The organism is Romboutsia timonensis (assembly GCF_900106845.1).
Lineage (GTDB): Bacteria > Bacillota > Clostridia > Peptostreptococcales > Peptostreptococcaceae > Romboutsia > Romboutsia timonensis.
The window spans coordinates 1180436-1193263 of sequence record NZ_LT629850.1 but is presented as its reverse complement, the minus strand read 5'-3'; the positions used below and the strand labels follow the sequence as shown (position 1 = coordinate 1193263).

The 12828-nt window shown below is 27.7% G+C and carries 13 protein-coding genes; all 13 read right to left on the bottom strand.

The features are described from left to right. Window positions 1-5: 5 nt before the first annotated feature. The 13 genes from BN7997_RS08220 to nikC all read right to left on the bottom strand — a co-directional run bounded on the left by BN7997_RS08220 (window position 6) and on the right by nikC (window position 12828). Window positions 6-341 (bottom strand): PTS sugar transporter subunit IIB, encoded by a 336-nt coding sequence (locus tag BN7997_RS08220; RefSeq protein WP_071120330.1) that lies wholly within the window; start codon window positions 339-341, stop codon window positions 6-8. 30 nt (window positions 342-371) lie between these two features. Then, window positions 372-680: a PTS lactose/cellobiose transporter subunit IIA gene (locus BN7997_RS08215; RefSeq protein WP_071120329.1), complete on the bottom strand. Its 309-nt coding sequence runs from the start codon at window positions 678-680 to the stop codon at window positions 372-374. Window positions 681-700: 20 nt separating this feature from the next. Then, complete coding sequence (gene chbG, locus BN7997_RS08210) at window positions 701-1444, bottom strand: chitin disaccharide deacetylase (RefSeq protein WP_242873404.1); 744 nt, start codon at window positions 1442-1444, stop codon at window positions 701-703. Then, window positions 1428-2759, bottom strand: coding sequence for a 6-phospho-beta-glucosidase (locus BN7997_RS08205; protein WP_071120327.1), 1332 nt, complete (start codon window positions 2757-2759; stop codon window positions 1428-1430). Before BN7997_RS08205 ends, chbG begins: the two co-directional genes overlap by 17 nt. Before the next feature lie 110 nt (window positions 2760-2869). Then, a complete protein-coding gene (locus BN7997_RS08200) occupies window positions 2870-4762 on the bottom strand; it encodes a BglG family transcription antiterminator (protein WP_071120326.1) in 1893 nt (630 codons plus the stop codon). A gap of 268 nt (window positions 4763-5030) precedes the next feature. Beyond that, window positions 5031-5630, bottom strand: coding sequence for a hypothetical protein (locus BN7997_RS08195; protein ID WP_071120325.1), 600 nt, complete (start codon window positions 5628-5630; stop codon window positions 5031-5033). Between the two features lie 305 nt (window positions 5631-5935). Then, entirely contained in the window at window positions 5936-6496 is a 561-nt protein-coding gene (locus tag BN7997_RS08190) for an MATE family efflux transporter (protein WP_242873440.1), read from the bottom strand. Window positions 6497-7271: 775 nt separating this feature from the next. Next, entirely contained in the window at window positions 7272-8441 is a 1170-nt protein-coding gene (locus tag BN7997_RS08180; protein ID WP_278335266.1) for an MATE family efflux transporter, read from the bottom strand. Window positions 8442-8456: 15 nt separating this feature from the next. Beyond that, the gene (locus tag BN7997_RS15570; protein WP_154665240.1) at window positions 8457-8612 is read right to left on the bottom strand and encodes a hypothetical protein; all 156 of its coding nucleotides are present in this window, start codon (window positions 8610-8612) and stop codon (window positions 8457-8459) included. After that, a complete protein-coding gene (locus BN7997_RS08175) occupies window positions 8612-9577 on the bottom strand; it encodes an ABC transporter ATP-binding protein (RefSeq protein ID WP_083335050.1) in 966 nt (321 codons plus the stop codon). Before BN7997_RS08175 ends, BN7997_RS15570 begins: the two co-directional genes overlap by 1 nt. Further along, window positions 9570-10355: an ABC transporter ATP-binding protein gene (locus BN7997_RS08170; RefSeq protein WP_071120321.1), complete on the bottom strand. Its 786-nt coding sequence runs from the start codon at window positions 10353-10355 to the stop codon at window positions 9570-9572. The genes BN7997_RS08175 and BN7997_RS08170 overlap by 8 nt, the downstream gene beginning before the upstream one ends. A 22-nt stretch (window positions 10356-10377) precedes the next feature. After that, complete coding sequence (locus BN7997_RS08165) at window positions 10378-11949, bottom strand: ABC transporter substrate-binding protein (protein WP_071120320.1); 1572 nt, start codon at window positions 11947-11949, stop codon at window positions 10378-10380. A gap of 21 nt (window positions 11950-11970) precedes the next feature. Beyond that, window positions 11971-12828: a nickel transporter permease gene (nikC, locus tag BN7997_RS08160; protein ID WP_071120319.1), complete on the bottom strand. Its 858-nt coding sequence runs from the start codon at window positions 12826-12828 to the stop codon at window positions 11971-11973.

Sequence of the window (12828 nt, the reverse complement as noted above, 5' to 3'; positions counted from 1 at the left end):
ATATTTTAAGCATTTGATGCTTTGCTAGCTTTTATTAACTTTATTGCTGTTTTTAAAACTTTTTCTCCATTCATAGTTCCATAATCAGTCATATCTATTACTGATACTGGTAATGATTCTGTTTCAAATTTTGATTTTATTTCATTGTACATGTACTTAACTTGAGGTCCTAATAATATACAATCTGGATTTTTCTCTTCTACAATCTTATCTATTTCTAAATATGGAAAAGCTTCTACTTCTATTGGTAATTTATGTTCATCTGCTACCTTTTGCATTTTGCTAGCTAATAAGCTAGTTGACATCCCTGCACTACAAAATAAATAAATTTTCTTTTTCATTTTTTATTCCCCCTAATATTTTTATATAATTTAATTTTTATTTTTTAGCTCTTTTCTTAATTCAATAATTTCTCTTATAAGATTTTTTTCACTCATACAAGTCATTAAATGATCTTGAGAATGAATTAATAACATTGATATTTCAGTTTTATCTCCTGCTGATTCACCTTGTATTAACTTAGTTTGTATTTTATGAGCATTTAACACTTCTTCATCAGCTTCTTTTAAAAGATTATCTGCTTTATCAAAATCATTTTCTTTTGAAGCTTGAAGTGCTTCATAAAGTTTTGCTTTTGCATTTCCTGCATGTATTATAATATTTAAAACTATCTCTTCCATTTTCTCCTCCAAATTATTTGTTATATATTTTTATAATTAGTTAAAACTATTTCATTTTCATTTAGAAATTTTTTTATTTTTTTATTAGTTAATATTTCATATTCCTTTGCTCTATTTATAGCATATGAAGTTGAATTTAATAAATAATTATCTATAAATGCTGGGTGTGTCATTAAATCACAAACATCATAAGACTTTATTTCTTCTATATTATTATTAAAGAACTCTACATCAACATTTTTATCATAAAATGAATCTATACAAGGAATAACTCTTTCCTTATAATCAAATTTATGATCAAGTCCACCTCTTATTTTTAAATTATATTTATTCATTATAGATTTTATAACATCTTTAAAATGTGGGATTGTATGAACATGATGGTGGCTATCTAAATGAGATATTTCAACACCTGCATTTTTCACTCTATCTATTTGAGAACAAAATTCATAATATAATTCATCTAAATCAATTTTATTTACAACTTCTTCATTTATCCTTCTATGAAACATACCATTTTCATCAACTAAGCTTTTAAACTTATTATTCAGTGGTTTATTACAACTTAACGTCATATGAACTCCACAACCAATATCCTTATTTTCTTTTAATAAGTTTACAGCATGATCAAATCCGGGCATATTAGCCATTATTGTTGTCGAAGTTACTATTCCATTTCTATGTGCAGATATGATTCCATAGTTTACAGCCTCACAGTATCCAAAATCATCTGCATTAACTATTAATTTACTCAACTTTTTCACCTTCTATATCCCTATTTTTTATAAGATATTTGCTATGAGCATCTATCAATTCATCAAATACTACCTTTGCAACATCATCCGATGGTGTTAATGGATTTATACAAAGCGCTAAATATGCAGTATCATAATCTCCTGTAACAGCTGCTTTTGCTGCTAAAAGTTCAAATGATTTTATTTGTCTTACTAATCCACTTATAGCTGTTGGTAAGTATCCCATAGAAATTGGTCTTGGTCCATCCTTTGTTATAACACAACTTACTTCAACAACTTCATCATCTTTAAAATCACTTATAGCCCCATTATTTAATGTATTAACTACTTGTATATCCTTTTTATTATTGTAAATAGAGTTTATTAAATTACAGGCCGCATCACTATAATAAGCTCCTCCTCTTTTTTCTAATTGAGGTGGTTTTATATCAAGATTTTCATCTTTATAAAGTTCAAATAATTCTTCCTCTAATTTTTTAACTACTTGACCTCTAATTGTTCCTTCTTTAAATTCTTCTAATTCACTTTCAAGCATATCAGCTGACTTATAGTAATATCTATGATATGGACAAGGGATAACACCTAAAGCTTTTATAAATTCCTTATTAAATTCTATATCTTTTATATTTTTCATAGTGATATTGCCTTCTATATACTTAACTATTGCTTCACTAGTTATATCTTCACCATCAAGTTTTACATTAAGTCCATAAACCATATGATTTAAACCTGCAAAATCCATATCTAGTCTACTAGAATCAACCCCTAACAATTGTGCTAAATTATTTTTTATACCTATTGGTACATTACATAAACCTATGTATTTTTTAAAGTTTGTATATCTAAAAACAGCTTCACTAACAATACCTGCTGGATTTGTAAAGTTTATAAGCCATGCATCACTACATAACTCTTTAATGTCTTTTATTATATCTAGTACTACTGGAATTGTTCTTAATGCTTTAAATAATCCTCCAGCACCATTGGTTTCTTGACCAATTAATCCATGAGATAGCGGTATCCTTTCATCTTTTATCCTTGCATCCAATTGACCTACTCTAAATTGTGTAGTTACAAAATCAGCATCTTTTAAAGCTTCCCTTCTATCCAATGTTGAATATATTTTCATATCTATATTAGCTTTTTTTACCATTCTTCTAGCTAAATTTGATACTATTTCTAATTTTTCTTTTCCTTCTTCAATATCAACTAACCATAATTCTTTTACTGGCAGTTCATCATGTCTTTTTATAAATCCCTCTATCAATTCAGGTGTATAACTAGATCCTCCGCCTATAGTTACTATCTTAATTCCTTCTTTCATGTTCTCCCCCTCTTAATAAATTTACTCTGTTAATTTAATTATATTGTTAATATAATTAAAAAAAGCACAATTTTTTCCATTTTGAGGAAAAATTATGCTTTTTTAAAAATTTAAATCAATATATGCTTTATATCTTTTATATTACAACTATTTAATTTTTTTATCATTTCCTTATCATCTATTAATAGCTCAATTTCTTTAAATAATTCTCTAAATTCTTCTCTATCGTCATTTTTATAAGGTAACATAATTATTATACTTATTAATTGACCATTATCTAGTTTTATAGGTTTTTTTAGCCTTGCAAAACAAAGTATTGATTGCTTAACAAATTTTATATCTCCATGAGGTAATAAAATTTCATTTCCTATACAGGTTGGACATATTTTTTCTCTATCAATTATAGATTGTATGTACTCCTCTTTAACATAATGCTTTTTATATAAAGATGTTGCTAAGTATTTTATAGCTTCAAAAATATCATCAAAATCAATCTCTTGTATAAAATAATCTGAAATCATAAGTTTATTTAAAATACTATAAGAAGTATCTTTAAGATTTATATTAGATATAAAATCTTTTAATTTATTTTCATCTTCTTTTGTAAATAAAGGTGTTGTTATAAATGTAGGTATATCAATATTTATATAATCTCTTAATGTTACCAAGAAGTCTATATTTTTATTAAATTTATTGTTATTTAAATCTTCTTCTCGTATAGTTTCTACAATAATTATATCTGGAAATCTTTTTTCTATTTTTACTTTTAATAGTGTACTTACTCCAAAGCTATGAGGACATACTATTGATATTCTTTTTATATCTTCTCTTTTCCCACTCTTTCTTTCAAGTGAAACTTGAAAATACAGAGTAATATATCCTACTTCATCTTCTGTAATATTTTTATATATATTATTTTTAATTACATCTAATACTATATTGAATAAGAAATAGTATTTTCCTTTTATACTTTCAAGTATTGGATTTTTTGTATTAACATTATTTTTTAATTGATTTAATGTTGTATTTATATGAAATGCTAATTGCTCATAAAGTAAAATATCTTCACAAAAGTTTATTCCAGATTCTTTTGATACTAAATATATAAGATTTTTAGTATAATCCTCTATATCTTTATCTATATATAATCGGTCTTTATAAATTCCTTCTTTATTCATACTATATATTAAAGATACTAAAAATATTTTTTCACTTTTATTTAAATTTATTGCTAAATTTGTCATCAATTCATTATCAATTTCATCTATTATATTATTAATTTTGTCATAATTATATTCTTCTGATGATGTTAATGAATTTCCTTGTCTTACTCTTATAATATTAATTATAAGAAATACCATGAGCTGTCTAAATGATGTGTCTGTAAATCTAAAATTTAATTTGTCTTCTATTATATTCATTATATTTTTGCTTACTAATATATCTGCTATATGAAAAATGCCTACGTCTTCCATATTTAATCTAAATTTTTCTATATATCTACAAATATGATCAACTAACATTATTCTTATATTTTTTTCACTTCCATTAATTACTATCCCAGAATTCTTCTTTATAATTAATTCCAATTCATATTCTTTAAAATTACTAGCTAATCTATTTATTTCTTCTCTGGCTAGATTCTTATTTATATATAAAATATTGCAAATATCTGATATATTTACTTTAGCCTTATTAGAGATTAATAATAGGTTCAAAATTTCTATTTGCTTATATATGTCACTATTTACTCTTTTTATTTCTATTCTTAGTTTTTGATTTAATATATTTCTTTCTTTTTTTTCATCTGTAAGTTTTATTCCTAAATTTGCTTTTCGATATATATACATATTAGAAAATGTGTTAAGCCAACTGTTTATGTCTTTTATATAGTTTCTTATAGTTCTTTCTGAGCATTTTAATCTACTTATTATATCTTCAACACTAATATAATCATCTTCCCCTATTAGTATAGTCAATAGTTCTTCTTGTCTTTTATTCATTTTTACGCCCCCGATTATTTGAACATTTTTTATTAACTAGTAACTTGTCTATAATTATATTATAAGAAAGCTATATTTAACTTTCAATATACTAGTATCAATTTAGATATGGTTATAATGTTATTTTAATAAAGGAAGCTAAGTCTAAAGGTTATGTACCTTGTGGACTATGTTATTAAGTTTAAGCTCTATTAAATAATAATTAAAATAAAAAGGTATTGATTTTTAAATCAATACCTTTCATATTCTTATTAAAACTTAAGTTTATCTAAAATGCACATTCTATAAAATTAATATTTCTATAATCTACAGCCATTGGTACAAATCTAATTCTACCACCTTCGCAAGCTATTCTAAATCCTTGAATACTTCTATTATCAGCTCTATCTACTATCAAATGGAACTCAGAAGGTGTAAAACCTCTTCTCATTACTATCCTAACTATTGCCATCCTTCTACAGTTATTTATAGTAAATTGCCCTCCTCCTGGTGATATAAAAGGTGTCGGAGTTTGTCCTCCTCCAGGTTGTGTATTAGGATTAGAGGGTTGCCCTCCACCCGGCGGTGCAAAAGGATTAGGAAATTGCACACCTCCTGGTAATATAAAAGGATTAGGAGTTTGTCCACCTCCAGGTTGTGTAGCTGGTGGATCATTATCTTCTGGTAAGTTGTTATTTTCTCCACCTTCGTCATATTCATCATAAATCTCGTAATATTCAGGTGGCATAGAAGGTTCAAATAATTTAGCAACTTCTGTGTATTCATGTTTAATATCTGCATTAGGATATCTATTTCTTAACTCACTAAGATATAAAGCCATAAAGTTGAAATAACTTTCCCAATATTCTTGCCAATAATTTTTTTTCATTGTTGACTCCCCTTTTTATGATATAAATATTGTCCTATATATCATATGTAAATATTAGGAAATGGTTCTTATTTATTTGAGATAACATTTACTAATAATACTTTCATAATATCCCTCCTTAAATTTGTATTTTTCTTTTTAGTTATAAAATAATAGTTGGAGTTAACTTTAAATCAAGAACTTTTTTTAAAAAAATTAGGTACTTTATTATAAGGTACCTAGTTAGTGGATTTCAATGGTTGAGACGAATCGTAGAAATAATAATTTATAAGTTTCTCTAAAAGTAAAAAACTATTTGCTAAAATTTAGCAAACAGTTTCTTTTGATTCTTTAGAAAAAGTATAATAACTATACATACTTGTTAATATAACTGCAAATAACCATGATATTGGAAATGTGATAGCTATACTTGATATACTATTATATTTTCTTAATAGAACTATTAAAAACATTATTCTGATACCACAAAAACTAAGCAAGGTGATAACCATTGGTGGTATTGATATCCCCCTCCCTCTAATTTGACTGCTTAAACATTCTAAAATAGCGTATAAGAAGTAAAATGGGAAAGTTATTGATACAATATTCCACCCATACCTAATAACCTCACTATTAGATGTAAATATACCAAAAATATATTTTGAATTTATTATCATTAATGTACTTACTCCCATAGTAATTATTACACTTACAATCATTGCAGATTTGATACCTCTATTTATTCTATCGTACTGACCAGCTCCATAGTTTTGACCAACAAATGATACTAATCCTTGACCTAATGTTATAATAGGTAAATATAGAATCAATTCTATTTTAAAATATGCGGTAAATGCAGCTATGGCATCTACTCCAAATGAATTTATCTGAGACTGAATAATTATATTTGATAAAGTAATTACAATTGATNTATTGCCATCCTTCTACAGTTATTTATAGTAAATTGCCCTCCTCCTGGTGATATAAAAGGTGTCGGAGTTTGTCCTCCTCCAGGTTGTGTATTAGGATTAGAGGGTTGCCCTCCACCCGGCGGTGCAAAAGGATTAGGAAATTGCACACCTCCTGGTAATATAAAAGGATTAGGAGTTTGTCCACCTCCAGGTTGTGTAGCTGGTGGATCATTATCTTCTGGTAAGTTGTTATTTTCTCCACCTTCGTCATATTCATCATAAATCTCGTAATATTCAGGTGGCATAGAAGGTTCAAATAATTTAGCAACTTCTGTGTATTCATGTTTAATATCTGCATTAGGATATCTATTTCTTAACTCACTAAGATATAAAGCCATAAAGTTGAAATAACTTTCCCAATATTCTTGCCAATAATTTTTTTTCATTGTTGACTCCCCTTTTTATGATATAAATATTGTCCTATATATCATATGTAAATATTAGGAAATGGTTCTTATTTATTTGAGATAACATTTACTAATAATACTTTCATAATATCCCTCCTTAAATTTGTATTTTTCTTTTTAGTTATAAAATAATAGTTGGAGTTAACTTTAAATCAAGAACTTTTTTTAAAAAAATTAGGTACTTTATTATAAGGTACCTAGTTAGTGGATTTCAATGGTTGAGACGAATCGTAGAAATAATAATTTATAAGTTTCTCTAAAAGTAAAAAACTATTTGCTAAAATTTAGCAAACAGTTTCTTTTGATTCTTTAGAAAAAGTATAATAACTATACATACTTGTTAATATAACTGCAAATAACCATGATATTGGAAATGTGATAGCTATACTTGATATACTATTATATTTTCTTAATAGAACTATTAAAAACATTATTCTGATACCACAAAAACTAAGCAAGGTGATAACCATTGGTGGTATTGATATCCCCCTCCCTCTAATTTGACTGCTTAAACATTCTAAAATAGCGTATAAGAAGTAAAATGGGAAAGTTATTGATACAATATTCCACCCATACCTAATAACCTCACTATTAGATGTAAATATACCAAAAATATATTTTGAATTTATTATCATTAATGTACTTACTCCCATAGTAATTATTACACTTACAATCATTGCAGATTTGATACCTCTATTTATTCTATCGTACTGACCAGCTCCATAGTTTTGACCAACAAATGATACTAATCCTTGACCTAATGTTATAATAGGTAAATATAGAATCAATTCTATTTTAAAATATGCGGTAAATGCAGCTATGGCATCTACTCCAAATGAATTTATCTGAGACTGAATAATTATATTTGATAAAGTAATTACAATTGATTGAACTCCAGCTGGAATTCCAATCATCAGTATCCTTCTAAATATTTCCTTGTTAAATATACTCAGGGTAAACTGTAATTTTGGCTCTTCTATACGTCTGTAAAAATAAACAATTGTTAATATTGCTGTAAGAGCTTGAGATAAGAAAGTTGCTACGGCAGCTCCTTCTACACCCATTTTTAATATTACTATGAAAATAAAATCTGCCCCAACATTGACTAGACAACCAAAAATTTGGAACTTCATTGGCGATTTAGAGTCTCCTATTGCTCTTAAAATACCACATAAAAGATTATATATAACTACAGATATCATACTTAATGTATATATTCTTAGGTATTTGATGGCTATATCTAGAATACTATCTGGCGTATTCATATATCTTAAAAATATTGGTGCAAAATATATCCCGATTATTGTTAATATTAAACCACCAAATAATCCGACCATAAAAACTGTCTGAATTATATTTTTTAATCCTTTTTCATCTTGTTTTCCATAAATATGTGCAGTTACTACATTTGTTCCAACTGCCATTCCATTAAAAAAGCCAATAAGGCAAGTTATAATTAAACTACTTGCTCATATGGCTGCTGTTGCTTTTGTTCCACAGAATTTACCAACAAAAATTAAGTCTACAGTATTGTATAACTGCTGTATTAAAGTGCTTGCTAATAAAGGTAATAAAAATACTAAAATTCCCTTTCCTATAGGTCCTTTTGTAAGGTCATTTTGCATCATTCTTCCTCCCCATTATTAAGATGACAAGCTACATAATGATTTTTTGAAACTAACTTTAATTCAGGCTTTTTATCTTTACAGATTTCAATTGAATATTTACAACGATTTTTAAAAGGACATCCTTTTGAAATATCTATAGGATTTTCTGCTTCCTTAATATTTTCAATTTTCTTAGAGTAATTCATGTTTAAATGAAAAGTTGAAGATATTAAAGTTTGTGTATAAGGATGCTTACATTCTCCTTGAAGCTTTCTTCCTGGAATAACTTCAACTAAATTTCCCAAATACATAACAGCAACTTTATCACTTATTTGAGACACTAAATGTATATCATGGCAAACAAGTCCTATAGTAATATTTTTTTCTTTTTGTAGTTTTATAATTAAATCTATTATCTTCTTTTGTGTTAATACATCAAGAGCTGATGTAGATTCATCAAAAATAACAACCTTAGGGTTAAGAGTTAAAGCTCTTGCTATTCCTATACGTTGTCGTTGTCCTCCACTCATATTGTGAATATATCTATTAGAAAAATCCTTCGGTAAATCAACCATTTCTAGAAATTCTTTTGCAATATCGTCCCTTTGATTTTTCTTTATTAACCCAAAGTTGAAAAGAGGTTCACAAATTATATCTCTTACTTTCATTCTTGGATTAAATGATGTATTAGGGTCTTGAAATACCATTTGAATATGTCTTCTATTTTGGCGAAGTTTTTCACCTTTTAATTTAGTAATATCTTCACCTTCATATAAAATTTCACCAGATGTGACATTCTCCAATTGAACTATCATTTTCATTAAAGTACTTTTCCCACATCCACTCTCTCCTACTATCGCAAGAATTTTTCCTTCTTCAAATTCAAGAGAAATATTATCACAAGCAGTTAAAACTTTATTATTAGGAGTATTAAATTTTTTAGTAACGTTTCTTATTTCTAATATATTTTTACTTTTAGACATATAATTTCTCCTCCCAATTTGACACAGAATTAAGTAACTCCTTAGTATATTCATCTTTGGGATTATTTATTATATTATCTCTACTTCCTTGTTCTACTATTTTTCCATCTTTCATAACTATTATTTTGTCAGATATATAAGCTGCTATTGCTAAGTTATGAGTAACCATAATAATACCTGTATTAAACTTTTCTCTAAGTTCTAACATATTTCGTATAATTTGAGATTGAGTAGTTACATCAAGTGCACTTGTTGGTTCATCTGCAATTAAAAGCTTTGGATTAAATGTCATTGCCATGGCAATTCCTACTCTTTGACGCATACCTCCACTTAATTGAAATGGATAGCTTTTCATTATATTATCAGGGTTTGAAAGCATCATTTGTCCTAACATATTTATAGCTTTTTTGCTAGCTTCTTCTTTAGACATTTTTTCATGTGTTCTTATGTATTCTATAAACTGATTTCCAATTTTTCTAATTGGATTAATCATTGCTCCACAATCTTGGAAAATCATAGATAATTCAGTTCCTCTAATTTTATTCCAATCATCCCTTGAGTAAGATAAAAGGGACTTCCCATTAAATACAATATCTCCATTTGTTATCTTACCTCCTGCTGGAAGTAGCCCCATTATAGAACGTATTAATGTAGTTTTTCCACTACCACTTTCTCCTACTATACTAACTATTTCCCCTGGTTTCATATCCATACTAAGATTTACTATAGAAGGATTCTTATTTCCATATTGTACTGTAATATTGTTGATATTTATCATAATATAATCTCCTATTTTTATCTTACTTAGCTGGTTTTATATCTGTACTTATCCAGTAGTAGTCTGCAACACTTATCTGTGCACCATCTACAGACTTGTCACTACACATATTACTATTATAGTATCCATGTACCATAACTGCTGCATCATCTATTAATATTTGCTGTAATTTTTGTATCATTTCTTTACGTTTTTCTTCATTCATTTCTGTTGATAATTCTTCATATATCTTATCGTATTCATCATTTTGATATCCACAGTAGTTAGCATTTGATTTTCCATACCAGTTATCTAAGTATCCATATGGATTTCCATCTTGAACTGTCATCCAGTTAGTATTAAGTAAATCATATTCTCCAGATACAAGCATATTCCACTCTGTATCTGCATCAGTTTTTTTGACATTAACTTTTATACCTATCTTTTCAAGTTGAAGTGCTACACCTTCTGCAAAATCAGTTAGATTTCTACTGTCATATGTAAGAAAGTTTAATTCAATGTTTTTTCCATCTAGTTCTCGATATCCATCTTTATTACTATCAACTATTTTTGCATCATCTAAGATTTTCTTTGCTTTCTCTTCATCAAAAGAAATAGTATCATTTAATTTATCATATCCATAATCTAAAGTGGATGGTAAAACTGAAGCTCCTGGAGTATATAATCCTCCAACAGTTATATTGCATAAAGTGTCATCATCAATTGCTGTAAGAATTGCTTTTCTTAAATCATCATTAGCTAAAACACCATTATGGTTTATATATGCAAATCCTGTTCTAACTCCTACTGTTTGTGATACATTATATTCTGATGATTCTTTTAATGTTTTTAAATCGTTAGCTGTTGTTATGTTTTCTACAACATCAACATCTCCATTTTGAAGAGCCATAGATTTTGTAGTATTATCATCTATAAATATAACATTTAATTTTTCATATGGTACTTCTTCTTTCCAGTAGTTTTCATTGGCTACCATAGATATAGAAATACCTGTATCATATTTATCTATTGCATATGGTCCTGTTCCAACTGGTTTATTAACTAAATCTGATTCCATATCTAATATTGAGAAATATGGATGTGCTAAAGTTTTAGTTAAATCTGTATGTGGTTTACTGGTTTTAATAGTAACCGTTCTAGATTCATCATCTGCTTTTATAGAATCATATTTCATATATACTGAAGGTGCGGAGCTTCCTTTTCCACTATTTTCTTGTTTATACATATATTCAATAGACTCCACTACTGCTGAAGCTGTTAGCTCTTTACCATTTGAAAATTTAACTCCATCACGTATATGGAATGTCCATTCTGTATTATCATCATTTACTGAGTAGTCATCACATAAATAGTAGTCTGCTTCCATTTGATCATCAAATCTAAATAAAGCTTCTCCTATACCATAACGAGAAACACACCAAGCTGCATTAGGCATTGCTGCTGGATCTAATGAGTCTGAAAAATTTGTACATCCAAAATTTAATATATTTGATGTATCAGCTGTACTACTTGAACATCCAGTTAGCATCGACCCCATCATGGATATTATAAATGCTGTACTTAATAGTTTTATTATTTTTCTTTTAATTTTCATAAGACTCTCCCTTTGTCATTTTTATATTACTTTTTCTATTTCTACTTCTTCTATAGCTTTTTTTGAATCTAAAATATCTCTCAAGTTATCACCTAAAAGATTGTATACTACTACAACTATACATATTGCTAATCCTGGATATATCATTAGCCAAGGACAATCAAGCATATATGCGCGTCCTTCATTTAACATTAATCCCCATTCTGCCTGTGGTGATTGTGCCCCAAATCCAAGAAATGAAAGTGATGACAACTCTAATATCATCGTTCCTATATCTGTAGTTGCTGTAGTTATTAATGTTGGTATAATATTAGGTATTATATGCCTTGTAATAATATGTATTGTCTTACATCCGCTTATCTTTGCTGCATAAATATAATCAGTTTCTTTTATTTTTAATACTAAGCTTCTTGATAATCTTGCATATTTAGTCCAGCTTACTACCATTATTGCTATTACTGCATTGTCTACACTTGAGCCCATGATTCCTGCCAGTGAAATTGCAAGTACCATTCCAGGAAAAGATATCATTATATCTGAAATTCTCATAATAATTTCATCTACAATTCCTCCAAAGTATCCAGAAAGTATTCCTAAAGTTGTACCAATTGTAAAAATTGAAATAACAAGTACCAATGATGCTGTAAGAGATATTCTTGTACCATAAACAACACGAGAAAATACATCTCTTCCAAGCTTGTCTGTACCAAATATGTGCTCGCTGCTAGGTGGTTGAAGTGCATCAGATAAATTTCCTTCAAAAGGACTGTATGGTGCTATTATCGGTGCAAATATACCAACTGAAATAATTGCAATGGCAACTACTATAAGCAATGAAAATATTTTATTTTTTTTTATAAATTCCTTAATTTTACTCAT

Bases quoted from the DNA above. Each gene is read 5' to 3' on its own strand.
- BN7997_RS08215 (WP_071120329.1), bottom strand. From the start codon at position 680: ATGGAAGAGATAGTTTTAAATATTATAATACATGCAGGAAATGCAAAA.
- BN7997_RS08220 (WP_071120330.1), bottom strand. From the start codon at position 341: ATGAAAAAGAAAATTTATTTATTTTGTAGTGCAGGGATGTCAACTAGC.
- BN7997_RS08170 (WP_071120321.1), bottom strand. From the start codon at position 10,355: ATGATAAATATCAACAATATTACAGTACAATATGGAAATAAGAATCCT.
- BN7997_RS15570 (WP_154665240.1), bottom strand. From the start codon at position 8,612: ATGCAAAATGACCTTACAAAAGGACCTATAGGAAAGGGAATTTTAGTA.
- BN7997_RS08200 (WP_071120326.1), bottom strand. From the start codon at position 4,762: ATGAATAAAAGACAAGAAGAACTATTGACTATACTAATAGGGGAAGAT.
- BN7997_RS08195 (WP_071120325.1), bottom strand. From the start codon at position 5,630: ATGAAAAAAAATTATTGGCAAGAATATTGGGAAAGTTATTTCAACTTT.
- nikC (WP_071120319.1), bottom strand. From the start codon at position 12,828: ATGAGTAAAATTAAGGAATTTATAAAAAAAAATAAAATATTTTCATTG.
- BN7997_RS08165 (WP_071120320.1), bottom strand. From the start codon at position 11,949: ATGAAAATTAAAAGAAAAATAATAAAACTATTAAGTACAGCATTTATA.
- BN7997_RS08205 (WP_071120327.1), bottom strand. From the start codon at position 2,759: ATGAAAGAAGGAATTAAGATAGTAACTATAGGCGGAGGATCTAGTTAT.
- BN7997_RS08175 (WP_083335050.1), bottom strand. From the start codon at position 9,577: ATGTCTAAAAGTAAAAATATATTAGAAATAAGAAACGTTACTAAAAAA.